Below are 26386 nucleotides of genomic sequence, written 5' to 3' on the forward strand. Positions count from 1 at the left end.
CCTTCAAATGGGAAATCGCACCGGTGACCGTCACCAGCCGTGCCGGCGAAGTCGTGATCGACAAGGATGAAGGCCCGCAAAAAGCCAAGGTCGACAAGATCCCGTCGCTGCGCGCGGCGTTCAAGAAAGACGGCACCATCACTGCAGCTTCCTCGTCCTCGATCAACGACGGCGCCGCGGCGCTGGTGCTGATGCGCGAGTCGACTGCCAAGAAACTCGGCTGCACGCCAATCGCCCGCATCCTCGGCCACGCCAGCCATTCGCAAGAACCGGAATGGTTCACCACCGCACCGGTCGGCGCGATTGAAAAGCTGTACAAGAAAGTCGGCTGGAAGCACAGCGACGTCGATCTGTATGAAGTCAACGAAGCGTTCGCCGTGGTGCCGATGGCCGCCATGAAAGAACACGACATCCCGCACGACAAGATCAACGTCCACGGCGGCGCTTGTGCACTGGGCCATCCTATCGGCGCTTCCGGCGCACGCATCATCGTCACGCTGCTGGGCGCGCTGAAGGCCAAGGGCCTCAAGCGCGGCGTCGCCTCGCTGTGCATCGGCGGCGGCGAAGGTACGGCGATTGCGGTTGAACTGGTCTGATAGTTCGCGCCAGCAAGATGTAGTTCACGCAGCACAGTAGCAAGCAGCAAAAGATCAGCGTTTTTCCGTGGCATTGCCGCGGATTCACGCTGATCTTTGTTATTTGACTTCATGAATTGCGATTTAGACAAGGTAATAAACATGGCTGCTGCAATAGATTTCTATTTCGATTTTTCGTCTCCATACGGTTATTTCGCCGCCACCCGCATCGATGAGCTGGCGGCCAAGTACAAGCGCGATGTCGAATGGCATCCGATCCTGCTCGGGCCGGTGTTCAAGACTACCGGTTCAGTGCCCTTGCCGCAGGTGCCGATCAAGGGCGACTACTCGTTCCACGATTTCGAGCGCAGCGCGCGTTTCCATGGCATTCCCTACAATCGCCCAAGCGCTTTCCCGATCTCGACCCAGGCCGCGGCGCGCGCCGTGCTGTGGGTGCGCGGCAAGCAAGGTGAGGACAAGGCTAACAAGTTCGCCAAGCAGATTTACCAGGCTTATTTTGTCGACGGCATCAATATCGGCGAACCGATGCATCTGCTGGAAATCGGCCATCGCAGCGGCGTCGACAGCAACGGCATGATGGACGGCATCAACAGCTTGCCGATCAAGAACCAGCTGAAAGCCGAAGTCGACCTGGCGATGGCGCGCGGCGTGTTCGGCTCGCCATTCGTGATCGTCGACGGCGAAGCGTTCTGGGGTTTCGATCGTTTCGATCAGCTTGAAGCATTCATGCGGGACGGCAAGATTTGACGGCTGCGACCATAGCTTGCCCTTGCGGTGGCGGCAATTACGCGCAATGCTGCGGCCGCTATCACACGGGCGCAGAGATAGCGCCGACCGCGCTGGCGCTGATGCGCTCGCGCTATAGCGCCTATGTGATGGACAACGGCGCCTATCTGCAGGCGACCTGGCAGGCCAGCACCCGGCCGCAGGAGCCGATTGCGGTGGAAGCAGGCTTGAAGTGGCTGGGGTTGGATGTGCGCAGGCATGAGGCCGACGGCGACAGCGCGATAGTTGAATTTGTGGCGCGCTACAAGATCGATGGCCGCGCTCATCGCCTGCACGAGGTGAGCCGTTTTGTACGTGAAGCCGATGTGGCGGGCGTATTCCGCTGGTTTTATGTCGACGGCAGTTTTCCCGAGAAAAAATAAAGCAAGCTCGGGAAACGCAGGGAAGGCAAACAGGAGACAAGATCATGACGCAATTGAATTCGAGCATAGCTCGCGGCCGCGAGGATACGCCGCTGATCGAGCAGACCATAGGCGCGTTTTTCGACGGCATGGCGGCGCAGGTTCCAGACAATGACGCGCTGGTGTCGCGCCATCAGAACATCCGCTTCAGCTACCGCCAGCTGCAGCAGGAAGCGCGCCGCCTGGCCAGCGCCATGCTCGCGCTCGGCCTGCAGCCGGGCGACCGCATCGGCATCTGGTCGCACAATAATGCCGAATGGCTGTTGACGCAGCTGGCCACCGCCTATGCCGGCATCATCCTGGTCAACATCAATCCGGCCTACCGCGTCAGCGAGCTGGAGTATGCGCTTAACAATGTCGGCTGCAAGGCGTTGATCTCGATGACCAGTTTCAAGACCAGCGATTACCTGGAAATGATACGCATCGTGGCGCCGGAACTGGCGACTTCACAGGCAGGCAGTTTGCAGGCAGCGCGGCTGCCGACCCTGAAAACCGTGATCCAGCTGGGAAGCGAAGCCGTGCCCGGCATGCTGCGCTTTGCCGACCTGATTGCCGGCGGCGATGCGGCGGACCCGCGGCTGGCGGCAATCGGCGCAACCATACGCGCCACTGATCCGATCAATATCCAGTTCACCAGCGGCACCACCGGCTTTCCCAAAGGCGCGACGCTGACTCACCGCAATATCCTGAACAACGGTTTTTTCATCGGCGAAGCGATGAAGCTGACCGCAGCCGATCGCTTGTGCATCCCGGTGCCGCTGTATCACTGCTTCGGCATGGTGCTGGGCAACCTGGCTTGTCTGACCCATGGTGCCGCCATCGTCTATCCGAATGATGGCTTCGAGCCCTTGTCGGTGCTGCAGGCGGTGCAGGAAGAGCGCTGCACCGGCTTGCACGGCGTGCCGACCATGTTCATCGCCGAACTGGACCACCCACGCTTTGCCGAGTTTGATCTGTCGACCTTGCGCACCGGGATCATGGCCGGTTCGCCTTGCCCGATCGAAGTGATGAAACGCGTGGTGCGCGACATGCACCTGGAGCAGATCACGATCGCTTACGGCATGACGGAAACCAGCCCGGTCAGCTGCCAGAGCATGACCGACACGCCGCTGGAGAAGCGGGTGGCTACGGTCGGCACCGTGCAGCCGCACTTGCAGGTGAAAATCATCGATCCGGAATCTGGCGCGATCATGCCGATCGGCAGCTCTGGCGAACTGTGCACGCACGGCTATTCGGTGATGCACGGCTACTGGGGCGACGCCGACAAGACGCGCGAAGCGATCGATGCTGAAGGCTGGATGCATACCGGCGACCTGGCCGTGATGGACGCCGAAGGCTACGTCAACATTGTCGGCCGCATGAAGGACATGGTGATACGCGGCGGCGAGAACATTTACCCGCGCGAGATAGAAGAATTCCTGTATCGCCATCCGGCCGTGCAGGACGTGCAGGTGGTTGGCGTGCCGGACCAGAAGTACGGCGAGGAACTGTGCGCCTGGATCATCCTGCGTCCGGGCCAGAGCGCGGACGAGCAAGCCATACGCGATTTTTGCCAGGGCCAGATCGCCTACTACAAGGTGCCGCGCTACATCCGCTTTGTCGATGCTTTTCCGATGACCATCACCGGCAAGATACAGAAATTCAAGATCCGCGAAGCGATGAAGGACGAGCTGCATCTGAACGACGTCCGCACCGCCTGAACATAGTCTAAGTACTGCATTACACGACAACACCAGAGACATCAGATATATAAAAGGACATTGCAATGCCCCAGTTAGAAAGCAAGCTGAATCCACGCAGCGAAGAATTCCAGCAAAACGCCAGCGCCCTCAACCTGCTGGTCGACGACCTGCGCCAGAAGGTGGCGCAGATCGCCGAAGGCGGCGGCGAGGCGGCGCGCAGCAAACACGTGGCGCGCGGCAAGCTGCTGCCGCGCGACCGGGTGCAGATGCTGCTGGATCCCGGCACGCCATTCATGGAATTTTCCCAGCTGGCTGCCTACCATGTCTACAAGGACAAGGACGGCAGCGATGCGGCGCCGGCCGCCGGCGTGATCACCGGCATCGGCCGTATCGCCGGCCAGGAATGCGTGGTGGTTTGCAATGACGCCACGGTCAAGGGCGGCACCTACTATCCGCTCAGCGTCAAGAAGCATTTGCGGGCACAGGAAATCGCCGAGCAGAACAACCTGCCTTGCATCTACCTGGTCGACAGCGGTGGCGCCAACCTGCCGAACCAGGATGAAGTGTTCCCCGACCGCGACCATTTCGGCCGCATCTTCTATAACCAGGCCAACCTGTCGGCCAAGGGTATTCCGCAGATCGCCGTGGTGATGGGTTCCTGCACCGCCGGCGGCGCCTACGTGCCGGCGATGAGCGATGAATCGATCATCGTCAAGAACCAGGGCACGATTTTCCTGGCTGGCCCGCCGCTGGTGAAAGCCGCTACCGGTGAAGTCGTCAGCGCCGAAGACCTGGGTGGCGGCGATGTCCACACCCGCCTGTCCGGCGTGGCTGACCACCTGGCGCAAAACGACATGCACGCACTGTCGCTGGCGCGCACCATCGTCTCCAACCTGAATCGGCAAAAGCCGCCAGGTCCGCTGCTGCGGCCGGTGGTGGAGCCGAAATATCCAGCGCACGAACTGTATGGCGTGATTCCGGTCGACACCCGCAAGCCCTTCGATGTGCGCGAAGTCATTGCGCGTGTGGTCGACGGCAGCGAGTTCGACGAATTCAAGGCGCGCTACGGCACCACGCTGATCTGCGGTTTCGCCCATATCTACGGCATGCCCGTCGGTATCATCGCCAACAACGGCATCCTGTTTTCCGAAGCCGCGCTGAAGGGGACGCACTTCATCGAACTCTGCTCGCAGCGCAAGATCCCGCTGGTGTTCTTGCAAAACATTACCGGCTTCATGGTCGGCCGCCGCTACGAAAACGAAGGCATCGCCCGTAACGGCGCCAAGATGGTGACTGCAGTCGCGACCACTTCGGTACCGAAGCTGACGGTGATCATCGGCGGCAGTTTCGGCGCCGGCAACTACGGCATGTGCGGCCGCGCCTATTCGCCGCGCTTCCTGTGGATGTGGCCCAACGCCCGCATTTCCGTGATGGGCGGGGAACAGGCCGCCGGCGTGCTGGCTACGGTCAAGCGCGACGGCATCGAAGGCAAGGGCGGCAGCTGGAGCGCCGATGAGGAAGAAGCATTCAAGAAGCCGATCCGCGACCAGTACGAACATCAGGGTCATCCGTACTATGCCTCGGCTCGCCTGTGGGACGACGGCGTGATCGATCCGGCCGATACGCGCCGGGTGTTGGGACTGGGTTTGAGCGCCGCCTTGAATGCGCCGATCGCCGACACCAAATTCGGCGTGTTCCGGATGTAAGCGGCCGGTGGATAAAACAGGGACAAGAAAATAAAAATGATCAAATTCTCAAATAATCGTCATTTCATTTTGGCGTGCGCGGTTGCCGCGATCTGCTGGCAAGGTACGGCGCAAGCCCGCAATACCAAGCTGATGCTGCCAGTCAGCGAGGCAGTTTCGCAGCGCGCTGTGCAGCAGGCAGTCGGCAGCGATCTGTCGATCGTTTTCGGCTCCGCCGTGCCGGATGGCGCGACCTTACTGTCTCAAGAGATTTTCGCCAGGGGAGAGGCCAGGCCTAACTACCGCGGCATCATCACCGACGATGCCGCGGTCTGCAGAATGGCTTTGCAGAACGCTGTGCTCGATCTGGTCAAGCAGGCGCGCAACAGCGGCGCCAATGCGGTGGTAGGGATAGTCAGTTTCTACGACCATCTGGCTGTCATGGACAGCACCACCCAGTATGAATGCCATGCTGGCATGACGCGCTCGGTGGTCGATCTCAAGGCCAAGCTGGCCAAGACCGACCGCGTCTACAGCGGCTATGCAGGAGCGGCGCCGCGCCTGATGCCGCCGGCGTCGGGCTATGCCGACGTCAACGATGTGCAGCAGGTGCCTTTCCTGGACCAGCGCGGCCGCGAAGTGTACCAGCTGTGGCTGACCAGAGCCGGCCCGCGCGCTTTTGTCGTCGCCGAAGATGGTTTTGTATGGCAGTCCTGGGGCACGCCGCCTGACCCGAACTTGCCAAGAGATCCTGCCTTGCGGGCTTTGCAGGGGTGTTATAACCACGGCGCCAGGAACTGCCAGTTGTATGCAGTTGATGACGCCGTGGTTTACCGTCCTGGCGGAGCAGCCGGCCAGTTACAGCAGTCGAATGCACCGGCAGGCCGTATCCAGCAAGGTGAATGAAAGCAGTATCGGGTGAATGATCATGGATAAATCTAGATTCTCATATAGCCAGCGGTCCACGTCTCTTGCCGCGTGTTGCGCGGGCTTGTGTCTGTGCCTCTGGTTTAGCCATGTTTCAGCGCAGCCGCTGGCGCAGGACTTGAATGAAACTGTCGTCCAGCTGCCGGTGACGGTCAAGAATTTCTACGGTCGCGAGGTCAGCGGCGACGTCATCGTCACGCAATTCAAGCCAGCCGGCGCCGGGCCGTTCCCGCTGGTGATCATCAATCACGGCCGCAGCGCTACCGACCGTTCCCAGCCGCCGCGTTTCCGCTATACCCAGCAGGTGCGCTTCTTCACCGAGCGCGGCTACGCCGTGTTCGTGCCGACCCGGCTTGGTTACGGCGCTACCGGCGTCGAACCTGATCCGGAGGAAAGCGGCGGCTGCAGCCAGAAAGATTATGCGCCGATGGCGGCAGCGGCCAGCACGGAAGTGCTGGCGGTGCTGGACTACGCCAAGCGCCAGCCCTACGTCAATCCCGAGCGCGTGCTGCTGGTCGGTCAATCGGTAGGCGGCTATACCACGACAGCCGCCGCCGCCAGGATGCCAGCGGGCCTGGTGGCGGCCATCAATTTTGCCGGCGGCGCCGGCGGCGATCCGGACAAGCATCCGGGCGTGCCTTGCCAGGGAAACAAGCTGGAAAGCATGTATGCCGAATTCGGCAAGACCAGCAAGGCGCCGATGCTATGGGTGTATACCGAGAACGATTTGTTCTTCGGGCCGCAATACAGCCAGCAGTGGTACGCCGCTTTCACCAAGGCCGGCGGCCAGGCCGAATATAAGCTGCTGCCGCCGTTTGGCAAGAACGGACATACCCTGTTTTCCTCCGGAACCAAGGTCTGGACGCCGGTGGTGGCCGAATTCCTGGACCGGGTGGGGTTTGCTGCGGAACCGGCGGGTAAATGATGCACAGTTGTTTTGCAGCGCAGCGTGTGACCGCCAAGGCTGGTCTTGCTCGCAACGCGATTTTATTTATTGGGCTGTAGCGATACAGCCAACGGAGATCAAACAGTGACTTATCAGACATTAGCAATACAACAGGCAGGGCAGGTCGCTACCATCGTGCTCAACCGGCCGGAAGTGCGCAACGCCTTCAATGAAACCATGATCGCCGAGATCACCCATGCCTTCCTGGAACTGGGCCGCAGCGCCGAGGTAAGGGCCATCGTGCTGGCCGCCGACGGCCCGGCGTTCTGCGCCGGCGGTGACCTCAACTGGATGAAGGCGATGGCGGATTACACGCCGGAGCAGAACCGCGCCGACGCGGCGCAGCTGGCGAGCATGCTGCGCACCATTTATCAATGCCCCAAACCGGTGGTTGCACGGGTGCAGGGCGATTGCTATGCCGGCGGCCTTGGTCTGGTTGCCGCCTGTGATATCGTGGTGGCGGTCGAAGCGGCGCAGTTTTGCCTGTCGGAAGTGAAAATCGGCCTGATCCCGGCTACCATCTCACCCTATGTCATCAAGTCCATCGGCGAGTCGGCCGCGCGCCGCTACTTTATAACTGCTGAACGCTTCTCCGCCGAGACCGCGCAACGACTCGGCCTGGTGCATGAAGTCTGCACAGCGGAAAAACTCGATGACGGCGTCAGCCTGCTGCTCAAGGCCCTGCTGGCGGCAAGTCCGAATGCGGTCAGCGAAGCCAAGCGCCTGGTGCGCTCGATTGCCGGGCAGCCGCTGAGCGAAATCCTGATCGCCGACACCGTCGAAGAGATCGCGAAAATCCGTGCGTCGACCGAAGGAAGGGAGGGCGTGCGCGCCTTCCTGGAGAAGCGTAAACCGTCCTGGCTGCAGTGATTTCGGCGTGATCACATACAATCTCGTCCTTGCTGCTTCGATTTTGCCGAAGCATGTGTTGGAAAAGATAATAAATGCGATATTAAATGATTAACGAAGCTTTTTTGCAAGATCCATATCCGGCCTACCACGCCCTGCGTGCCGAGGGCGCGCTGCACTGGAGTCCGGAGTTCTGCGGCGGCGCCTGGCTGCTGACCGGTCACGCCGATGTCGCCAGCGTGCTGCGCGATCCGCGCTTCTCGGTGCGCCGCGCGGGCGGCTGGGCCAATAGCAGCGGACCGGAGGCGCTGACGGAGCTGCGCGAATTCAAGCGCATCTTTTCGCGCTCGCTGCTGTTTGTCGATGCTCCCCAGCACACCCGCCTGCGGCAGGTGATGAACGCCGGCTTCAAGCCTGCGGCCCTGCAAGAACTTGCACCACAGATACAAAACATTGTCGACCGTCTACTGGATGACGTATTGGCAAAAGCCGCCGCTACGCCTTCCGGACAGTTTGCGCAGTTTGACTTCATGCAGGATTTCGCCCGTCCGCTGCCGGCGCTGGTGATCGCCGGCATGCTCGGCATCGCCGCCGAGGACCGCAGCGAATTCGTCGCCTGGTCGGACGATATCGCCGCCTTCATCGGCAGCCCGACGCCGACCCTGGAGATCGCTCGCCGTGCGCAGGCCAGCCTGATCGCGATGAACGAGTATTTCCGGCAATTGCTGCCGCAGCGGCGCGCCGCCCTGGGCGACGACCTGATGAGCCAGCTGATCCGGGCGGAAGCGACCGGCGGCATCATCACCACCAAGGAATTGCTGGCGCAATGCTGCACCTTGCTGTTCGCCGGCCATGAAACCACCCGCAACCTGCTCGGCAACGGCATGCTGGCGCTATTGCAGCATCCGCAGCAATGGCAAGCGCTGCAAGCCGATCCGGCCCTGCTGCCGTCGGCCTTGAAGGAACTGCTGCGTTTCGACAGTCCGGTGCAATACACCGGCCGCCGCCTCAAGGTCGATGTCGAGATGCATGGCCAGCTGATGAGGAAGGGCGACCTGGTGATTCCGCTGATCGGCGCCGCCAACCGCGATCCGGCCAGGTTCAGCGAACCGGACCGGCTCGACATCCAGCGCAACGAAGGCGTGCATCTGTCCTTCGGCTACGGTCCGCACGTCTGCATCGGCGCCACCCTGACTTACCTGGAAGGAGAAATCGCCATGCGCAGCGTGATGCGGCGCCTGCCGCAGCTGCGCCTGGCCAGCGCCACGCAGTCGTGGGGTGGCAATGCCGTCTATCGCAGTCTGAACGCTTTGCCTTTGCAATTCGCTCGTCCTGCGCCGGCCGCAAGCTTGCCGCCAACGGAAGCCGCCTATGCCTGAGCTGCTGAAGCAGATCCGCGCCCAGCTGGATGCGCTGCAGGAGCAAAAGCTGCTGCGCAAGCGCCGTATCGTCGACGGCCCGCAAGGGCCGGTATTGGACGTCGACGGCCGCCAGTACCTGGCTTTCTGCAATAACGACTACCTCGGTCTGGCCAACCATCCCGCGCTGCATGCGGCGGCGCAGGCCGGGCTCGACAAATACGGCGTCGGCGCCAGCGCCTCGGCGCTGATCAGTGGCCATACCAGCGTGGTGGAGGAGCTGGAGCAGGCATTGGCCGAGTTCGTCGGCATGCCGCGCGCGCTGCATTTTTCCACCGGCTACATGGCCAATATGGGCACCATCCCGGCGCTGGTCGGCGTCGGCGATGTAGTATTCTCGGACCGCTTGAACCACGCCTGCCTGATCGACGGCGCCCGTCTATCAGGCGCCCAGTTCCGTGTCTATCCGCACAACGATGTGGCGCGGCTGGAACAATTGCTGGCGAAAAGCAGCAGCCCGCGCAAGCTGGTGGTTACCGATGCCGTCTTCAGCATGGATGGCGATATCGCACCCTTGCCGGAACTGCTGGCCCTGTGCGAAAAATACGATGCCTGGCTGCTGGTTGACGATGCCCACGGTTTCGGCGTGCTGGGGCCGCAAGGGCGCGGCAGCATTGCCCATTTCGGACTGAAGTCGGAACGCATCCTGTACATGGGGACGCTGGGCAAGGCCGCCGGCGTGGCCGGCGCCTTTGTGGCCGGTGACGCGACCCTGATCGAATGGCTGCTGCAACGCGCCCGCACTTACATATTTACTACCGCCAGCCCGCCACTGCTGGCCAGCGCCTTGCTGGCCGCGGTCAAGCTGATGCAGGAGGAAGACTGGCGGCAGCAGCACTTGCAGCAGCTGATCGCGCGCCTGCGCAACGGCCTGGCGGGCCTGCCATGGCCTTTGCTGCCCTCGACCACCGCGGTGCAAGCCATGATCGTGCAAGACAACCAGCTGGCGCTGGACCTGATGGAAGGCTTGCGCCAGCAAGGCATCTGGGTGCCGGCGATCCGCCCGCCCACGGTGCCCAAGGATACGGCGCGCCTGCGCATCTCGCTGTCGGCGACGCACAGCAACCAGCAAGTGGATCAACTGATCGGCGCATTGCATGCGCTGGCAAAGCAACATGCTGAAGCGGATACGTGCAGCATGGCAAAGAATGGGAATACCGTTGAATAAAAACATATCTGCACCCAAGTCTGACCTGGTCCAGCGCAGCCTGGACAGCGTCTGGCATCCGTGCACGCAAATGCAGCACCATGAATCGGTGCCGCTGATTCCGGTCAGCCGCGGCCGCGGCGCCTGGCTCTACGACACCGAGGGCAAACGCTACCTGGATGCGATCAGTTCCTGGTGGGTCAATCTGTTCGGCCATGCCAATCCGCGCATCAACGCTGCCTTGAAAGATCAGCTCGACCAGCTGGAACACGCCATGCTGGCCGGCTTTACCCACGAACCAGTGGTACAGCTGTCGGAACAGCTGGCGGCGCGCACCGGCCATGTGCTGGGCCATTGCTTCTATGCCTCGGATGGCGCCTCGGCAGTCGAGATCGCGCTGAAGATGAGCTTTCACGCCTGGCGCAATGCCGGCTACGGCGACAAGCAGGAATTCGTTTGCCTGAAAGGCAGCTATCACGGCGAAACCATCGGCGCGCTGGCTGTGACCGACGTGCCGCTTTTCCGCGACGCCTATGGCCCCTTGCTGCGACAGGCGCACGTGGTGGCCTCGCCCGATGCGCGCGCCGCGCGTGACGGCGAAAGCGCTGCCGAGGTTGCCCACCGTGCCGCCGCGGTGCTGGAAAAGCTGCTGCAGCAACGCTCCAGCCACATCGCCGCCGTCATCATCGAACCGCTGGTGCAATGCGCCACCGGCATGGCGATGCACGATCCGCTCTATCTGCGCGAGCTGCGCGCCCTGTGCGACCGCTACAAGGTGCACCTGATCTTTGACGAAATTGCAGTCGGTTGTGGCCGCACTGGCACTTTCTTCGCTGCCGAGCAGGCTGCGCTGCCAGGCGAAACGCCGGTCTGGCCGGATTTCCTCTGCCTGTCGAAGGGCATCAGCGGCGGCTACCTGCCTTTGTCGCTGGTGATGACGCGCGACGAAATCTACCAGGCGTTCTACGACAGCGATGTCGCCCGCGGTTTCCTGCATTCGCATTCCTATACCGGCAACCCGCTGGCTTGCCGCGCCGCCCTGGCGACGCTGGCGATCTTCGAGGAAGACGATGTGCTCAACGCCAACCGCCTGCGCGCACAAAAAATTACTGCGGCACTGGCGCCGCTGGCGCAGCATCCGAAAGTGAAGCACTTTCGTCAACGCGGCATGATCTGGGCCTTCGATGCCGTGATCGAGAGCAAGACGCAGGCAGCGACATTTTCGCGGCGCTTTTTCAGCAGCGCAGTGGAACATGAATTGCTGATGCGGCCGATCGGCAAGACGGTCTACCTGATGCCGCCATATATCCTGGACGACGAAGAAATCGCTATGCTGGGCGCGCGTACCGCCGCTGTTTTCGAAAGCGTGATAAACCATGACTGATGCCCGCAGCAATCCAGCAAAAGCTGCCTGGTTCATCGCCGGCACCGATACCGAAATCGGCAAGACGCTGATCGCCAGCGCCATGCTGCATGCGCTGACGAAAACCGGCGTGCGCAGCGCTGGCATGAAGCCGGTGGCCGCCGGCGCCGTATTGCGAGACGGCGTCTGGCATAACGACGATGCCGATATCCTGGCGGCGGAAGCCAGCGTGACGCTGCCGCAGGAGCTGACCACGCCGTTCCTGCTGCAGCAGCCGACCGCGCCGCACATCGCCGCGGCGCAAGAGAACCGGACCATCGAGGTCGCGCACATCCTGTCGTGCTATCGACAGCTGGCCGAACAGGCCGACGCGCTGGTAGTCGAAGGCGTCGGCGGTTTCCGCGTGCCGCTCAACGAACGCGAAGATACCGCCGACCTGGCGCAGCAGCTTGGCTTGCCGGTGGTGCTGGTGGTCGGCTTGCGGCTGGGCTGCATCAACCATGCCATGCTGACGGTGGAAGCGATCGCCGCGCGCGGCTTGCGCCTGGCCGGCTGGGTCGCCAACACGGCCGATGCCTACATGCTCAACGGCGCCGCCAATATTGCTGCACTCAGCAGCCGCATTCATGCGCCGCTGCTGGGCCATGTGCCGCGCATGGATGCCTTGCCGGCCAAGGCGCTGACCGCGGCGGCAGCCAGTCATTTGAATTTTTCCAGTTTGCCGGGGTGGCCTGAGCCAGCCGGCAATCGTTCTTAATAAACCTATTCCCTCAATACAAAGGAAATCTGATCATGTCATCGCAACCAATTACACTGCATCCAGCCGCCAAGCCTATGGTGTTCCCTGAAGACGCTAAATGGCCGGTAGAGAAAGTGCTGGAACTGTTCAACCTGCCGTTCAACGAACTGATGTTCAAGGCGCAGCAGACGCATCGCGAGAATTTCGATCCTAACGAAGTCGAACTGGCGACACTGTTGTCGATCAAGACCGGCGGCTGTCCGGAAGATTGCGGCTACTGCCCGCAGGCGGCGCGTTACGACACTGGCGTCACCGCGCAAAAAATCCTGCCGCTGGATACCGTGCTGGAAGCGGCACGCCAGGCCAAGGCGCATGGCGCCACCCGTTTCTGCATGGGCGCGGCCTGGCGCGAGCCGAAAGACCGTGACCTGGAAAAGGTCGAAGAGATGGTGCGTGAAGTGAAGGCGCTCGGCCTGGAAACCTGCGCAACCCTGGGTATGCTGGGTGAAGGCCAGGCAGAACGCCTGAAGGGCGCCGGCCTCGATTATTACAACCACAACCTGGATACTGCGCCGGAAATCTATGGCGACATCATCACCACCCGCGATTACCAGAACCGCCTGGACACGCTCGACAGCGTGCGCGGCGCCGGCATCAAGGTCTGCTGCGGCGGCATCGTCGGCATGGGCGAGTCACGCTTGCAGCGCGCTGGCCTGGTGGCGCAGCTGGCGAATCTGGAACCGTATCCGGAATCGGTGCCGGTCAACAATCTGGTGCAAGTGGAAGGTACGCCTTTGCATGGCATCGACCCGATCGACCTGTTTGAGTTTGTGCGGACTGTGGCAGTCGCCCGCATCACCATGCCGAAGGCACGTGTGCGTCTGTCGGCTGGCCGTCGCCAGATGGGCGAGGCGATCCAGTCGCTGTGCTTCCTGGCCGGCGCCAATTCGATTTTCTACGGCGACAAGCTGCTGACCACCGGCAATCCGGAAGTCGAAGAAGACCGCGCCTTGCTGGAAAAGCTCGGCATGCATTCGCGTTCTTCGGCGTTCGACGCGCGTTGCGAAGTCACCGCTGACGACGCTGCCAACAACACCCAGAAACAATAAATAAAGAAAAAGGGGGAGACCGCATGTTTACCAAAATCCTGATTGCCAACCGCGGCGAGATCGCTTGTCGCGTGGCAGCCACCGCACGGCGCATGGGCATCAAGACCGTGGCCGTCTATTCCGACGCCGATGCCGGCGCCAAGCATGTCGCAGTCTGCGACGAAGCGGTGCTGATCGGCTCGGCCGCGGCCAAGGAAAGCTATCTGCGCGCCGACAAGATCATCGAAGTGGCGCTGGCCACCGGCGCCCAGGCGATTCATCCGGGCTACGGCTTCCTGTCCGAGAATGCACAGTTTGCCGAAGCCTGCGCCAAGGCTGGCCTGGTGTTCATCGGGCCGCCGGCCAGCGCGATTTCCGCCATGGGTTCGAAATCTGCTGCCAAGGCCTTGATGGAAAAAGCCAAGGTGCCACTGGTGCCTGGTTATCACGGCGATAACCAGGATGCCGAATTCCTGCAGGCCGAAGCCGACAAGATCACCTATCCGGTGCTGCTCAAAGCCAGCGCCGGCGGCGGCGGTAAAGGCATGCGCATCGTCGAGCAAAGCGCCGATTTCAAGGCGGCGTTGGCCTCCTGCAAGCGCGAAGCGATCAACAGCTTCGGCGACGACAAGGTGCTGGTGGAACGTTACCTGACGCGTCCGCGCCATATCGAGATCCAGGTGTTTGCCGATACCCAGGGCGACTGCGTCTATCTGTTCGAGCGCGATTGCTCGGTGCAGCGGCGTCATCAGAAAGTCCTGGAAGAAGCGCCGGCGCCGGGCATGACGGCGGAACGCCGGCGCGCCATGGGCGAAGCCGCGGTAGCAGCGGCCAAGGCCGTCGGTTATGTCGGCGCCGGCACGGTCGAGTTCATCGCCAACCAGGACGGTTCATTCTATTTCATGGAAATGAATACGCGCCTGCAGGTTGAACATCCTGTGACGGAAATGATCACCGGCCTCGATCTGGTCGAATGGCAATTGCGGGTGGCCTCAGGCCAGCCGCTGCCATTAAAACAGGATCAGCTGAAACTCAGCGGCCATGCCCTGGAAGCGCGCATCTATGCGGAAAATCCGGACAAGGGCTTCCTGCCGTCGATCGGTACCCTGCGCCATCTGCGCACGCCGGCAGCAAGCGCATTTGAGGTCAGCCAATCCGCCACGAGCATCGTGCGCATCGATTCCGGCGTGCGCGAGGGCGACGCCATTTCACCGTTCTACGACCCGATGATCGCCAAGCTGATCGTCTGGGGCGCAGACCGCGAACAAGCGCTGGCCGCCATGGCGACCGCGCTGGCGCAATATCAGATTGTCGGTCTCGCCAGCAACGTCAAGTTCCTGCAGCGCCTGATCGGCAGCCAGGCATTTTCGCAAGCCGATCTGGATACGGGTCTGATCGAACGCCATCACGATGCGCTGTTTCCGGCAGCTGTGCCGGCGGCGATCGAAGTACTGGCGCTGGCGGCGGCGTCGCTGCTGCTGTCCGAACGCAATAGCGTCAAGAATGCCGGCAGCGATCCCTGGACCAGCACCGATGGCTGGCGTTTGAACAGCAACCTGCAGCGCCGCCTGGCCTTTGTCGACGGCGATAAGACTGAGGCGCTGGACGTCATGTACGAAGGCGGCCGCTGGCTGCTGCACCATGCGCAGTTGCAAGGCGAGAATTTCCGTCAGATGACGGTGCTGCATCAGGCCGGCAACGAGATCGAAATCAGTCTCGGTGACCGCACCGTAGCCGGCACCGTGGTGCGGGAAGGCGAACAGTTCCACGTGTTCTACGCTGGCAGCCATGCCACGCTGGGCTACCTCGATCCGCTGCTGCACGCCGGCGACGCCGAAGCCGAGGGCGGCCGCCTGACCGCGCCGATGCCGGGCAAGATCGTCGCGCTGCTGGTGAGCCAGGGCGAGCAGGTAAAAAAAGGCGCAGCATTGCTGATCATGGAAGCCATGAAAATGGAACACACCATCGCCGCCCCCGCCGATGGACTGGTCGAAGAACTGCTCTACGCGGTAGGCGACCAGGTCAGCGAATCGGCGCAGCTGCTGGTATTCAAACCAGCATAAGTAGTCAATTGGGGTCAGAGTTTTTTTACGACAGTTTCATCGTCGTAAATTACTCTGCCCCCAATTGACGGGCCACGGAGTAAGAACCGCAGCATTCGCTTTATGCAAGCAAGACAGCAAGAGGACCCAACAGTGAAACTCCTGTGTTACGTACCCCCAGGCAGCGATTTCGAGACCTGGATCGCCGACTTCGGCAAAGCACTGCCGCAAGCCGACATCCGCTTCTGGCAAGAGGGCGACAATGCTCCCGCCGATTACGCCCTGGTGTGGCGGCCGCCCGCTGCCATGCTGCAAGGACGCCAGGACCTCAAAGCGATTTTCAACCTCGGCGCCGGCGTCGACGCCATCCTCAAACTGGGCGATGCGCTGCCGGCCGGCGTGCCGCTGGTCCGCATCGAAGACGGCGGCATGGCGATCCAGATGGCCAGCTATGTCACGCATGCCGTGCTCGGCTATTTCGGCCGCTACGATATATACCGGCAACAAGCCGCACGGCGCGAATGGCGGCCGCTGCCAGAACCGGACAAGCGCGAGTTCAGCGTCGGCATCCTCGGCCTCGGCGTGCTCGGTTCGCGCATCGCTGCAGCATTGCATCATTTTGAGTTTCCCCTGAATGGCTGGAGCCGCACACCCAAGGATTTGCCAGGCGTGCGCAATTTTGTCGGCGACGGCGCGCTCGACGATTTCCTGCGGGCCTCGCGGGTGCTGGTCTGCATCCTGCCGCTAACCGATGCTACGCGCGGCATCGTTAACCGGGAAAACCTGCAAAAATTGCAGAAGGGCGCCGAGGGCGCCTACCTGATCAACGTTGCCCGCGGCGGCCATGTGGTCGAGGCGGATCTGCTGGCGCTGATCGAGGAAGGGCAGGTTGCGGCGGCAACGCTGGACGTGTTCGAGCAGGAACCGCTGGCGCCCGACCATCCGTTCTGGCAAGAACCGCGCATCAGCATTACCCCGCACATTTCGGCCATCACGGTGGATGCCGATTCGGTGCGGCAGATCAGCGACAAGATCCGGCTGCTGGAACAAGGCAAGGCCGTGAGCGGTATCATTGATCGCAGCAGCGGCTACTAACAAGCAAGAGAAAAGAAAGATCGGAGGCAAGAAATGACATTCCCCAGCAAAGTAAAAATCGTTGAAGTCGGTCCCCGCGACGGCTTGCAGAACGAAAAGGAAACCATCCCGGCCGAGGTGAAAATGGCGCTGGTCGACCAGCTCACCAAGGCTGGCTTCGCCAACATCGAAGCCGCCTCGTTCGTGTCGCCCAAATGGGTGCCGCAGATGGCCAGCTCGGCGGAAGTGATGGCGGCCATCCAGCGTAAGCCAGGCGTAATCTATTCCGCCCTGGTGCCAAACATGAAAGGCCTGGAAGCAGCACTGGCTGCGGGCGCTGACGAGATGGTGATTTTCGGTGCGGCGTCGGAAGCGTTTTCACAGAAAAACATCAATTGCTCGATTGCGGAGTCGATAGAGCGCTTCCGCGATGTCGCCAGACTGGCGAAGCAGGAAGGCAAGCGTCTGCGCGGCAGCATCAGCTGCGTGTTCGGCTGCCCCTATCAAGGCGAAGTCGGGATCGATTCCGTGGTCGATGTGCTGCATCGCCTGCGCGACCTTGGCTGCGACGAGATCGATATCGCCGACACCATCGGCGTCGCCACGCCTAACAAGGTTCACAGCGTGATGCAAAGGCTGGTGCAGGAATTTCCCATCGAGCGCTTGTCGGGCCATTTCCACGATACTTACGGCCAGGCGCTGGCGAATATCTACGCCAGCCTGGAAGTCGGCATTTCGATCTACCACTCGTCGGTCGCCGGCCTGGGCGGCTGTCCTTACGCCAAGGGCGCTACCGGCAATGTTGCTTCGGAAGATGTGCTGTACCTGATGCAGGGACTGGGCATAGAAACCGGCATCGACCTGGATGCGGTGGTCGACGCCGGCCAGTTCATTTCGCGCCACCTGGGACGCAAGTCGGCCAGCCATGCGGGTAATGCGATTGCGGCCAAGCGCGCAGCCGGCTGATGCATAGCGGGATGTCGGTGGCGGCGCCAGCTGGCATGGATGATGCAGTAATCCAGCTTGCGATTTTTGCCGTCAGCCTTGCGCCCCGCTTTGGTGCGGCGGCTATCGGCTTTGGGGCATAATCCATCCTATCAGCTTTGCTTATCAACAGAAACGGAACAACCATGAAACATACTCTGATCAAAACCGCCTTCCTGACCGTACTGACGCTGGGCGTACTGAGCGCATGCGGCAAGCATGAAGAGGCGCCGGCAGCCAGTGCTGCGGTGAAAGAATATGTGGTGGGCACCGGCGCTACCTATGCGCCCTTCGAGTACGAAAACGAGCACAAGGAACTGGTGGGTTTCGATATCGACGTGCTGAAGGCGATCGCGGCAAAAGAAGGCTTCAAGGTCAAGTTCATCAATACCCCTTTCGACGGCATCTTTACCGCGCTGGCGCAGGGTGACCGCGACATCATCGCTTCCGGCCTGACGATCACCGACAAGCGCAAGCTGACTGTCGATTTCTCCGATCCGTATTTCGAAGCCGGCCAGGTGATCGTGGTGCCGAACGATTCCAAGATCCAGAAAATTGGCGACTTGAAGCCGCTCAAGGTCGGCGTCCTGCAAGGTTCTACCGGCGATGAAATAATGCAGAAGCTGGCGGGCGACAACAATGCAGACATCAAGCGTTTTGAATCCACCCCGCTGGCCATGAAAGAGCTGGAAACCGGCGGCGTCAGCGCGGTCATCGCCGACAAGGGGGCGGTGGTGCATTACCTGTCCAATAACCAGGTCAAAGGCATCCGCATGGTGACGGATGATAATTTCCCGAAAGAGTACTTCGGCATCGCGGTGCAAAAGGGCAATGCCGCATTGCTGGAAAAAATCAACCACGGCCTGGCCGCCATCAAGGCCGACGGCAGCTACGACAAACTGCATGCCCAGTATTTTGACGCTGCCAAATAAGGGCCGGCATTGTTGAGACAAGACGATCATCCTATGGAAAAATTGCCGGAAAGCGCACAGCGCGTTGCCGATCTGTTGACAGCCATCGGACATGACAAGCCAGTCGTGATGCTGCCGGCAAGCGGCAAGACTTCCGCTGAGGCCGCCGCCGGCCTGGGTTGCAGCGTGGCCGAGATCGCCAAGTCCATTGTGTTCCGGCGTCTGGCCGACGATGCCGCCGTGATGGTGGTCGCCAGCGGCAGCAACCGCGTCGACGAAGCCAAGGTTGCCGCCATTGTCGGGCCGCTGGGCAAGGCCGATGCGCGTTTCGTCAAGGAACGCATCGGCTACGCCATCGGCGGCGTCTGCCCGATCGGCCACGTCGGCAAGACGCTGATGCTGATCGACCAGGACCTGCTGCAGCTGGACAGTGTCTGGGCAGCTGCCGGACATCCGCATGCCGTCTTCAACCTGACGCCGCAGCAGCTGGTGACGATGACTGCGGCGCCGGTGGCGGATGTCGCCTTGCGTGCCTGACGCCAGAGCTCATGGGACCGGGTGCATGAACCAGCGCCGCAGCACATGCGCGGCAATACCTGCGACGGCGCCGAGCAGCCCTAGCAGCATCGGCCAGACGCCAAGTGCAAATTGCCGCGGCATCTCGCCGCTGTCAGGTGAATCTGGCGGGGCATAAATCATGGCCAGCGTGCCGGCCACGATCAATATCGCGCAGCATATCCAGTACCAGCGCTGGCTGGTAGCCCGGCATCCCTGCCATATTGCATAGACCAGGCTGAGCAGATACAACGATCCGTATAGAAAGATCAGGATCAGCTCCTGGCTGCTCCATATATTAGGATTCATTTCCATGTTGACTGGCATTGCCATCTCCTGGTTTTGCGGCGCTTAAGCGATCTCGGGCTTGTTCGTTGCGGCTGTCTGATACCAGTCGATCTTGCGGGTGACGATCATGATCACGGCCAGAATCACGAACAGCATCAGGCTGCCCAGCACCAGCGCGTTGTCTTCCGAGATCAGCAAGCCGTACAAGGTGCCGTACAAGAGCGTCAGCATGGCGCCGAAACCGAAGCCGCGGGCGGCGCTGCGCAGTACCTGGCTCAGGTAAAAAGTCAGCAGGCTGATGCAGGCGGCGCTGGCGGCAAGGTAAGCTTGCCAGAAGGCGATATGCTCGGACAGGCTGACCAGTATCAGGAAGAAGATCGCCAGCCCGAGTCCCACCAGCAGATACTGGATAGGGTGGATCGGCAGCTGCTTGATCATTTCAAAGATGAAGAAGCCAACGAAAGTCAGCAGCACAAACAGCAAGCCATACTTGGTGGCGCGGTCTGCCTGCGAATAGATATTCACCGGTTCGGCCAGCTGGATGTCCAGGCTCTCCACGCCTGTCTTGTCGTCGCTGCGCAGCTGGCGTTGTGCATTGGAAGCCAGCGACGATACTTCCCACACGGCGCGGAAGCCCTGCTCGCTGACACTGCGGGTACGCGGCAGGAAACTGCCGCCGAATTGCGGATGCGGCCAGCTCGAGGACAGCTCGAAACGGTTGGTATCGCCTACCGGCGTGATCGCCAGGTTCTCTGTCCCGGCGACGGTCATGGCCAGGGAAACATCCAGGCTGCCGCTGTCGGCCAGGCCCGGCTGCGGCAAGGCGGCGTGCATGCCCTTGCCGAGGTTACCTGCGCCCTGTTCCAGCAGCGCGGGCTGGCCGCCTATTTTCAGCAACGGCGCGCCAAGCAGGCCGCGTACGTCGCTGATGCCGATGGCCAGGTAGGGACGCGCCAAGGTGATCTGGTCGGCAGCCAGCTGGGCAGCCGCCGGCAACTGATATTCGATGCGGCCGCTGAAACTGCTCTGCAATTCATACACGTGCACCTTGTGCAAGCCGCGGTAGCGCTCGCTCGGCAGCAATTCGCCCTGCATCTGCAGGTCTTTCGGGAAAAACAGGTATTGCCGGTTTTCGTTGCGGCTGCGGTAGGTTTTCTTGCCTTCGGCGTCCTGCCCCACTTCGTCGATCCGGATCTTGTACGGCACCACCAGCACCGGTCCGGTGATGGTCTGGCCGCCGGCATAGCTGGCGGCGATCGAGGCGATCGCTTCTTGCCGGTGCTGCTGGCGGTCTTGCACGGTGTCGCGGATCAGGTCCAGCGGAATCAGGATCAGCAGGGTCAGTACAATAATCGCCAGCAGTTTGAGCAGCAATGGTCGGTTCATGGTTTCTCTCGTTGGGGTCAAAGTGACAGGGGTCACGTTGATGGCCAGTGTACGGAGCCAGTGTGAATCGACGACGGCGGCTTTGCGAGGCGGCTGCGGCGCTAATGTGAAGCGAGCGTGAAGTGCAGCAAAGCGGGCTCAGGCGGGATCGGCGGGCAGGCTCAGCTGCGCTTCGGCGCCGCCATCGCTGCAATTGCGCAAGCTGATTCGGCCATGGTGCAATTCCGCCACCTGCTGGACGAAACACAGTCCGAGGCCGGTGCTTTTTTCGTTGCTGCCGGGCCGCGGCAGGGAATAAAAGCGTTCAAATACCCGCGTCAGGGCATAGGCAGGTATGCCGGGACCGTTATCCCGTACCGACAGTTTGACGGTGCCCGGCAGTGAAAAGTCGCTCTTGATGACGATCACGCTACCCGGCGGTGAGAAATCGATGGCGTTGTCCAGCAGGTTGATCAGCGCCTGGCGCAATAAAAAAACTTCGCCGCGAATTCTAGGTTGCAGCACCGATCCCGGCGGGTAGGTGTCCCTGCGCACGCTGATGCCGCTACGCTGCAGGCGCGGCTCCAGCAGGTCGATTACTTCTGCCAGCAGCTCGCCAAGATCGATGGCGGCGATGTTCTCCAGGGTTTGCCGGTGCTCGATCGCTGCCAGCGCCAGCATTTTCTCAATCAGTTCCGCCAGCCGCTGCGACTGGCTGCGGATGTTATGGGCGAAGCGGCGGCGCTGGGTTTCCGGCAAATTTTCATCGAGCAGTTCTGCCGCACCCTGGATCGCCGCCAGCGGACTTTTCATTTCGTGGGTCAGGCTGTGGATGTAATGCTCGACATATTGCTTGCCTTCCAGTTTTTGCCGCATCGATTCCAGCGCCTGGCCCAGTTCGATGATTTCACTGGCGCCCTGGAGCGGCGGCTGCACGCGTTCGCCGGCTGTTACCGCACGGGCATAGCGCTGCAGGGCGCCGAGCGAGCGGCTGATCCACAAGGTCACTGCCAGCCCGACTGCCAGCGACAGGAACAGCAGCAGGGCGCCCCAGCGCAGGATGGTTTTCTCGCTTTGCGAAATCGCCGGCTGCAAGGTGTTGTTGGGCTTGGCCACGGTCAGCACGCCGATCATCTTGCCGTTGTCGATGATCGGCGCCGCCACGTGCATGACGGTGCTGCGCTCGTCGTTGTCGATATCGCGCGTGGAACGCGCGCCGTAGCTGCCTTGCAAGGTCAGATAGACATCGTTGCGATGCGAATAGTCCTGGCCGACGGCGCGGCCGGTGGAGTCGAACAGGACGATGCCCTGCAGGTCGGTAACGTAGATGCGGTAGTCCAGCGTGGTCTTGCGGAAGCTCCAGATCTTGGCGTCGATGCCGCGATGCCCATATTCCCGCACGCGACGGGCGAAATTGCCGTCGGCGATATGGTCCTGCTTCATGTCGTCGGCCGCCAGTTCGGCCAGGATGTTGGCGGTGTCGACCAGCGTGTCTTCCATCGCCTGCCGCACTGCCGGCTTGACCTCCGCCAGGAACACGCGCTGGATGAAGACGCCGGCCAGGCCGACAATCAGGAAATAGCCTAGCAGGATGCGGATGCCGAGTTTCATGGCGGCGCCAGCTCCAGCGAATAGCCGAGGCCGCGGTGGGTGTGGATCGGGTCGGCGCCGGGAGCCACGGCTTTCAGCTTGATGCGCAGGGTCTTGACATGGGTATCGACGGTGCGGTCGGTGCTGTCCGGCGCGTCGTGCCAGATCGAGTCCATCAGCTGGTTGCGGCTGAAAATGCCGCCCGGCCGGCTCAGCAGCATCTTCAGCAGCAGGTATTCATAGCGGGTCAGCTGCAGCGCCTGGCCGGCATAGCGTATGCGCATGCCGAGCACATCCATCTCGAATGCGCCGAGCGCGACGATGGCCGGCGTGCTGCCGGCAATGCTGTTCTCGGCCGCCGGCGCATGTCCCAGGCGGCGCAGGACGACGCGGATGCGCGCCGCCAGTTCGCGCGGCGAGAATGGCTTGACCATGTAATCGTCGGCGCCGATCTCGAGGCCGATCAGGCGATCAATTTCGCCGCCGCGCGCAGTCAGGAAAATCACCGGCAGAGAAGAAAATTTGCGCAATTCGCGGCAGACATCGAAGCCGCTCATGTCGGGCAGGCCGACGTCCAGCACCGCCAGGTCGAACTGGCCGCTGCGCGCCTGCTGCAGGGCGGCGCTGCCGAGCAGGCAGTGATGGACCTGGAATCCTTCGCTGCTGAGCGCGTAGATCACCGTGTCGGCGATGGCGCTTTCATCTTCAGCCAATAGAATATTCAGCATGCGGGTGGTGCTCATGGAAGGCGGCGATGTCGCTTATTATATGGATAAGCGCAGCAATCGCCAGCATAGATAGCATAAGCAGTATAAAAAGCATAATCAGAGACATTGTGAAAAACCAGCAAACCAAGTCCGTCCTTGTGCCTGCGGCAGCCGATGTCGCCACGGACGACAGCGCCTCGCCCTGCATCAACGTCTGCGTGATGAACCCGCTAACGGCCTTGTGCGACGGCTGCCAGCGCAGCCTGGATGAAATCATCCTGTGGGGCAGCGCCAGCGAGGCCCAGAAACGCGCCATCTGGCAGTTGATCCGGCAACGGCGCGCGGCGCCATGAGCGCAATTCGGTTACCGCCGACCATGCGCGTGCTGGAACGCGGCTGGCTATCGTCCAACAACATCCTGTTCCTCGGCAGTGCACAGACCGCGCTGGTGGACAGCGGCTATCTCACGCATGCGCCGCAAACCCTGGCGCTGGTGGCGCACGGCCTGCAAGGGCGGCCGCTGGACCGTTTGCTGAATACTCATCTGCATTCTGACCATTGCGGCGGCAATGCCGCTCTGCAGCAGGCTTATCGATGCCGGACCTCGATTCCCGTCGGCCACGCCGAACAGGTGCGGCGCTGGGACCGGGATGCGCTGAGCTACAGCGGCACCGGCCAGCAATGTGCACCTTTCACCTTTGACGATACCTTGCAGCCCGGCGACTGGCTGAGCCTGGGCGACCTGCAATGGCAGGTGCTGGCGGCGGCCGGCCACGATCCGCATTCCCTGGTTTTTTATTGTCCGCAGCACGGCATCCTGATTTCCGCCGACGCCTTGTGGGAAAACGGCTTTGGCGTGATTTTCCCGGAACTGGACGGCGCATCCGGATTTGCCGAGGCGCAGGCGACGCTGGAACTGATCGCCTCTCTTGACGTGCACCTGGTGATTCCGGGCCACGGCAGCCCTTTCACCGATGCCGGCGCCGCGCTGGAGCGGGCGTTTGCGCGGCTTGCCTATCTGGCCGCCGATCCGCAGCGCAACGCCGCCAATGCGATCAAGGTCTTGCTCAAATTCCTGCTGCTGGAACGGCAACAGATCAGATTGGACGAAGTGGAACAGATGCTGGTCAGCCTGCCCCTGGTCGACGCCGCCAACCGCCGCTATCTGCAGCGCAGCGGTGCTGACCTGGCTGAGTGGACGGTGGATCAGCTGCTGCGCGCCGGGGCGGCGGAAGTGCGTGACGGCTACTTGTTGAATCGCTAATTCGACGAGGTCGTCAGTATCGAGCCAGGCCAGTCGGCAGCTTGGTTTAGAGGACAAAATCTAGCACGATCGTACTTTTTATTCCGGGCTTCCCCCTATAATCAGTCATTCACCCCCAATTCAAGAGGTCGTTATGGCATTGCCAGCTGCGTTGCAAAACCTGAGCCTTCCCGTTATCGGTTCGCCGATGTTCATTGCCAGCGGCCCGGCCCTGGTGGCTGCCCAGTGCAAAGCGGGCATCGTCGGTTCTTTTCCCGCTCTCAATGCCCGGCCGGCGGAATTGCTGGATGTCTGGCTGACCGACCTGCAGGCGGAACTGGCGGCCTACAAGGCCGAGCATCCTGAGGCCAAGATCGGCCCGATTGCGGTCAACCAGATCGTCCATCAATCGAACGACCGCCTGGCGCACGATGTTGCGGTGTGCGTCAAGCATAGAGTCCCTATCATCATCTCCAGCCTGCGCGCGCCGCCGCCGGAAATGATGGATGCGATCCACAGCTATGGCGGCATCGTGCTGCACGACGTGATCTCGATCCGCCACGCACAGAAGGCGCTGGAAGCCGGCGTCGACGGCCTGATCCTGGTGGCGGCCGGCGCCGGCGGCCATGCCGGACCGCTGTCGCCGTTTGCACTGGTGGGCGAGGTACGTAAATTCTTCAAGGGTCCGATCGCCTTGTCGGGTGCGATCGCCACCGGCGACGCGATCCTGGCAGCGCAGGCGATGGGCGCTGACTTTGCCTATATTGGCTCGCGCTGGCTGGCGACCAAGGAAGCGCATGTCGACGATGCCTATCGCCAGGCCATCGTAGAGTCCACGGCGGCGGATGTGGTGTACACCAATCTGTTCACCGGCGTGCACGGCAACTATCTGAAGAAATCGATCGTCAATGCCGGTCTCGATCCGGACAACCTGCCGGAAGCGGACAAGTCGAAGATGAATTTCGGATCCGGCGGCACCGGCGCCAAAGCCTGGCGCGATATCTGGGGCGCCGGCCAGGGCGTGGGCCTGATGGATGACGTGCCGAGCGTGGCGCAGATGGTGGACCGCTTGCAGACTGAATACCAGGCGGCGCGTAAGCGTCTGGCACTATAAGAACGACAGGAACCGGGTCAGCGCTGCCTGACCCGGTTGAGCTGTCAGCTGGTCAGGAGCACCAGGCCATCCGTTACCGAAATCTGCGCCAGCGTGGGGTCCGTCTCATGCACTGCAATTGCATTCAGTCCCGCCTGAAACACGCGATAGCCTAACTCTTTGAGAAAGGCTTCGATCGCCGCCGGGTCGGATTTGATGACCTCGATGCACATGATCGGGCGATGCTTCTCTATCGTATAGCGGGCGCCGCGCAGCACATCTAGTTCCATCCCTTCGACATCCAGTTTCACCAGGTCCAGGCGCTCCAGTTTCAGCGAATCCAGGCTGACCATCGGTACGGTGGCGCCGGCATCGGCTTCGTAGGAAATCTGCTGGCCGATGAATTCGGTGTTCGGGCGCCGGCGCAGTTCCAGGCTGCCAAAGCTGGACGCCTTGAAGTAGTCCGGCTGCGGCACCATCAGCTCACCGCATTGCTCACCCAGCGCCGACAGTTTCACCCGCGCGTTCAGGCAATTGTTGATGGCGACGTTGCCGGCCAATGCGTAGAACACCACCTCCTGCGCTTCGAATGCCAGTACCCGGCCCCAGCCATGCATGTGGCGTGCCCACTCGATGGTGTGCACGCCGATATTGGCGCCGCCGTCGATGGCAAATACGCTGTCGCCGAAATGGCGGCGCCGGCAATTCAGCAAGGCTAGCGCAAAGTCTATCTCGCCGGCATCGAAACTGGAATTGCTGAGTATCTGGTAGCCCACCCCGTAGCCGGTGTTGTCATTGAGGTCGTGATGATCATGGCGGTTCACGATCATGCTGCCATGATTGGACGCGGCCAGGACAAAAGCGATAGGGCGAAGTGGTAAAGACATGGCTGGCAATCCTTAAGGTG

General features: G+C 61.6%; 25 protein-coding genes and 1 pseudogene. 21 read left to right on the forward strand and 5 right to left on the reverse strand.

Annotated elements, in window-relative coordinates:
- The 18 genes and pseudogenes from VNZ65_RS06300 to VNZ65_RS06385 form a co-directional block, all read left to right on the forward strand.
- Positions 1-596, forward strand: a pseudogene (locus tag VNZ65_RS06300) (acetyl-CoA C-acetyltransferase); the annotation flags it as partial.
- A 141-nt stretch (positions 597-737) separates the two neighbouring features.
- Entirely contained in the window at positions 738-1343 is a 606-nt protein-coding gene (locus tag VNZ65_RS06305) for a 2-hydroxychromene-2-carboxylate isomerase (protein WP_325667159.1), read from the forward strand.
- Positions 1340-1744 (forward strand): YchJ family protein, encoded by a 405-nt coding sequence (locus VNZ65_RS06310; protein WP_325667161.1) that lies wholly within the window; start codon positions 1340-1342, stop codon positions 1742-1744. Before VNZ65_RS06305 ends, VNZ65_RS06310 begins: the two co-directional genes overlap by 4 nt.
- A gap of 44 nt (positions 1745-1788) precedes the next feature.
- Positions 1789-3483, forward strand: coding sequence for an AMP-binding protein (locus VNZ65_RS06315; RefSeq protein ID WP_325667163.1), 1695 nt, complete (start codon positions 1789-1791; stop codon positions 3481-3483).
- 65 nt (positions 3484-3548) lie between these two features.
- The gene (locus tag VNZ65_RS06320) at positions 3549-5171 is read left to right on the forward strand and encodes a carboxyl transferase domain-containing protein (protein ID WP_325667165.1); all 1623 of its coding nucleotides are present in this window, start codon (positions 3549-3551) and stop codon (positions 5169-5171) included.
- A gap of 36 nt (positions 5172-5207) precedes the next feature.
- Positions 5208-6056, forward strand: a complete 849-nt coding sequence (locus tag VNZ65_RS06325) for a hypothetical protein (protein WP_325667167.1) — start codon at positions 5208-5210, stop codon at positions 6054-6056.
- A 139-nt stretch (positions 6057-6195) separates the two neighbouring features.
- A complete protein-coding gene (locus VNZ65_RS06330; RefSeq protein WP_325667169.1) occupies positions 6196-7002 on the forward strand; it encodes an alpha/beta hydrolase family protein in 807 nt (268 codons plus the stop codon).
- 105 nt (positions 7003-7107) lie between these two features.
- A complete protein-coding gene (locus tag VNZ65_RS06335; RefSeq protein WP_325667171.1) occupies positions 7108-7893 on the forward strand; it encodes an enoyl-CoA hydratase/isomerase family protein in 786 nt (261 codons plus the stop codon).
- 104 nt (positions 7894-7997) lie between these two features.
- Positions 7998-9251, forward strand: a complete 1254-nt coding sequence (locus VNZ65_RS06340) for a cytochrome P450 (RefSeq protein ID WP_325667173.1) — start codon at positions 7998-8000, stop codon at positions 9249-9251.
- The gene (bioF, locus tag VNZ65_RS06345) at positions 9244-10458 is read left to right on the forward strand and encodes an 8-amino-7-oxononanoate synthase (protein WP_325667175.1); all 1215 of its coding nucleotides are present in this window, start codon (positions 9244-9246) and stop codon (positions 10456-10458) included. The genes VNZ65_RS06340 and bioF overlap by 8 nt, the downstream gene beginning before the upstream one ends.
- On the forward strand, positions 10451-11821 hold the full coding sequence (gene bioA / locus VNZ65_RS06350) for an adenosylmethionine--8-amino-7-oxononanoate transaminase (RefSeq protein ID WP_414649061.1): 1371 nt from the start codon (positions 10451-10453) through the stop codon (positions 11819-11821). The genes bioF and bioA overlap by 8 nt, the downstream gene beginning before the upstream one ends.
- Positions 11814-12557, forward strand: a complete 744-nt coding sequence (gene bioD, locus VNZ65_RS06355; RefSeq protein WP_325667178.1) for a dethiobiotin synthase — start codon at positions 11814-11816, stop codon at positions 12555-12557. The genes bioA and bioD overlap by 8 nt, the downstream gene beginning before the upstream one ends.
- 35 nt (positions 12558-12592) lie before the next feature.
- Positions 12593-13648: a biotin synthase BioB gene (gene bioB / locus VNZ65_RS06360; RefSeq protein ID WP_325667180.1), complete on the forward strand. Its 1056-nt coding sequence runs from the start codon at positions 12593-12595 to the stop codon at positions 13646-13648.
- A 23-nt stretch (positions 13649-13671) separates the two neighbouring features.
- On the forward strand, positions 13672-15690 hold the full coding sequence (locus VNZ65_RS06365) for an acetyl/propionyl/methylcrotonyl-CoA carboxylase subunit alpha (RefSeq protein WP_325667182.1): 2019 nt from the start codon (positions 13672-13674) through the stop codon (positions 15688-15690).
- A 132-nt stretch (positions 15691-15822) separates the two neighbouring features.
- Positions 15823-16764, forward strand: coding sequence for a glyoxylate/hydroxypyruvate reductase A (locus VNZ65_RS06370; RefSeq protein ID WP_325667184.1), 942 nt, complete (start codon positions 15823-15825; stop codon positions 16762-16764).
- A 33-nt stretch (positions 16765-16797) separates the two neighbouring features.
- Positions 16798-17709: a hydroxymethylglutaryl-CoA lyase gene (locus VNZ65_RS06375; RefSeq protein WP_325667186.1), complete on the forward strand. Its 912-nt coding sequence runs from the start codon at positions 16798-16800 to the stop codon at positions 17707-17709.
- A gap of 164 nt (positions 17710-17873) precedes the next feature.
- Positions 17874-18659, forward strand: a complete 786-nt coding sequence (locus tag VNZ65_RS06380; RefSeq protein WP_325667188.1) for a basic amino acid ABC transporter substrate-binding protein — start codon at positions 17874-17876, stop codon at positions 18657-18659.
- A 33-nt stretch (positions 18660-18692) separates the two neighbouring features.
- Positions 18693-19175 carry a YbaK/EbsC family protein gene (locus tag VNZ65_RS06385; protein WP_325667190.1) on the forward strand — a complete coding sequence of 161 codons (483 nt, stop codon included), beginning with the start codon at positions 18693-18695 and terminating at the stop codon, positions 19173-19175.
- Positions 19176-19184: 9 nt separating this feature from the next.
- Here VNZ65_RS06385 and VNZ65_RS06390 read toward each other — a convergent pair whose 3' ends face one another.
- From VNZ65_RS06390 to creB, 4 genes are all read right to left on the reverse strand, one after another.
- Positions 19185-19520, reverse strand: coding sequence for a hypothetical protein (locus tag VNZ65_RS06390; protein ID WP_325667192.1), 336 nt, complete (start codon positions 19518-19520; stop codon positions 19185-19187).
- 24 nt (positions 19521-19544) lie between these two features.
- A complete protein-coding gene (gene creD / locus VNZ65_RS06395) occupies positions 19545-20867 on the reverse strand; it encodes a cell envelope integrity protein CreD (RefSeq protein WP_325667194.1) in 1323 nt (440 codons plus the stop codon).
- A gap of 138 nt (positions 20868-21005) precedes the next feature.
- Positions 21006-22457, reverse strand: coding sequence for a two-component system sensor histidine kinase CreC (creC, locus tag VNZ65_RS06400; RefSeq protein WP_325667196.1), 1452 nt, complete (start codon positions 22455-22457; stop codon positions 21006-21008).
- Complete coding sequence (gene creB, locus VNZ65_RS06405) at positions 22454-23179, reverse strand: two-component system response regulator CreB (RefSeq protein ID WP_325667198.1); 726 nt, start codon at positions 23177-23179, stop codon at positions 22454-22456. The genes creC and creB overlap by 4 nt, the downstream gene beginning before the upstream one ends.
- Positions 23180-23271: 92 nt before the next feature.
- On the opposite strand from creB, the gene VNZ65_RS06410 reads away from it, so the two are divergent.
- From VNZ65_RS06410 to VNZ65_RS06420, 3 genes are all read left to right on the forward strand, one after another.
- A complete protein-coding gene (locus VNZ65_RS06410; protein ID WP_325667201.1) occupies positions 23272-23496 on the forward strand; it encodes a DUF1289 domain-containing protein in 225 nt (74 codons plus the stop codon).
- Positions 23493-24407 carry an MBL fold metallo-hydrolase gene (locus VNZ65_RS06415; protein ID WP_325667203.1) on the forward strand — a complete coding sequence of 305 codons (915 nt, stop codon included), beginning with the start codon at positions 23493-23495 and terminating at the stop codon, positions 24405-24407. Before VNZ65_RS06410 ends, VNZ65_RS06415 begins: the two co-directional genes overlap by 4 nt.
- A gap of 133 nt (positions 24408-24540) precedes the next feature.
- The gene (locus VNZ65_RS06420; protein WP_325667205.1) at positions 24541-25500 is read left to right on the forward strand and encodes a nitronate monooxygenase family protein; all 960 of its coding nucleotides are present in this window, start codon (positions 24541-24543) and stop codon (positions 25498-25500) included.
- A gap of 44 nt (positions 25501-25544) precedes the next feature.
- Here the strand turns inward: VNZ65_RS06420 and VNZ65_RS06425 are convergent, their stop codons facing one another.
- Positions 25545-26366, reverse strand: a complete 822-nt coding sequence (locus tag VNZ65_RS06425; protein ID WP_325667206.1) for an FkbM family methyltransferase — start codon at positions 26364-26366, stop codon at positions 25545-25547.
- Positions 26367-26386 lie beyond the last annotated feature (20 nt).

This window comes from Collimonas sp. (assembly GCF_035566555.1).
In the GTDB taxonomy this organism is placed as follows: Bacteria; Pseudomonadota; Gammaproteobacteria; order Burkholderiales; family Burkholderiaceae_D; genus Collimonas.

Excerpts from the sequence above, each read along its gene's own strand:
- bioF (WP_325667175.1), top strand. The coding sequence starts at position 9,244 with ATGCCTGAGCTGCTGAAGCAGATCCGCGCCCAGCTGGATGCGCTGCAG.
- VNZ65_RS06365 (WP_325667182.1), top strand. The coding sequence starts at position 13,672 with ATGTTTACCAAAATCCTGATTGCCAACCGCGGCGAGATCGCTTGTCGC.
- bioB (WP_325667180.1), top strand. The coding sequence starts at position 12,593 with ATGTCATCGCAACCAATTACACTGCATCCAGCCGCCAAGCCTATGGTG.
- VNZ65_RS06415 (WP_325667203.1), top strand. The coding sequence starts at position 23,493 with ATGAGCGCAATTCGGTTACCGCCGACCATGCGCGTGCTGGAACGCGGC.
- VNZ65_RS06315 (WP_325667163.1), top strand. The coding sequence starts at position 1,789 with ATGACGCAATTGAATTCGAGCATAGCTCGCGGCCGCGAGGATACGCCG.
- creD (WP_325667194.1), bottom strand. The coding sequence starts at position 20,867 with ATGAACCGACCATTGCTGCTCAAACTGCTGGCGATTATTGTACTGACC.
- VNZ65_RS06375 (WP_325667186.1), top strand. The coding sequence starts at position 16,798 with ATGACATTCCCCAGCAAAGTAAAAATCGTTGAAGTCGGTCCCCGCGAC.
- VNZ65_RS06420 (WP_325667205.1), top strand. The coding sequence starts at position 24,541 with ATGGCATTGCCAGCTGCGTTGCAAAACCTGAGCCTTCCCGTTATCGGT.
- VNZ65_RS06305 (WP_325667159.1), top strand. The coding sequence starts at position 738 with ATGGCTGCTGCAATAGATTTCTATTTCGATTTTTCGTCTCCATACGGT.
- VNZ65_RS06385 (WP_325667190.1), top strand. The coding sequence starts at position 18,693 with ATGGAAAAATTGCCGGAAAGCGCACAGCGCGTTGCCGATCTGTTGACA.
- VNZ65_RS06380 (WP_325667188.1), top strand. The coding sequence starts at position 17,874 with ATGAAACATACTCTGATCAAAACCGCCTTCCTGACCGTACTGACGCTG.
- VNZ65_RS06325 (WP_325667167.1), top strand. The coding sequence starts at position 5,208 with ATGATCAAATTCTCAAATAATCGTCATTTCATTTTGGCGTGCGCGGTT.
- creC (WP_325667196.1), bottom strand. The coding sequence starts at position 22,457 with ATGAAACTCGGCATCCGCATCCTGCTAGGCTATTTCCTGATTGTCGGC.
- VNZ65_RS06320 (WP_325667165.1), top strand. The coding sequence starts at position 3,549 with ATGCCCCAGTTAGAAAGCAAGCTGAATCCACGCAGCGAAGAATTCCAG.
- creB (WP_325667198.1), bottom strand. The coding sequence starts at position 23,179 with ATGAGCACCACCCGCATGCTGAATATTCTATTGGCTGAAGATGAAAGC.
- VNZ65_RS06425 (WP_325667206.1), bottom strand. The coding sequence starts at position 26,366 with ATGTCTTTACCACTTCGCCCTATCGCTTTTGTCCTGGCCGCGTCCAAT.
- bioD (WP_325667178.1), top strand. The coding sequence starts at position 11,814 with ATGACTGATGCCCGCAGCAATCCAGCAAAAGCTGCCTGGTTCATCGCC.
- VNZ65_RS06390 (WP_325667192.1), bottom strand. The coding sequence starts at position 19,520 with ATGCCAGTCAACATGGAAATGAATCCTAATATATGGAGCAGCCAGGAG.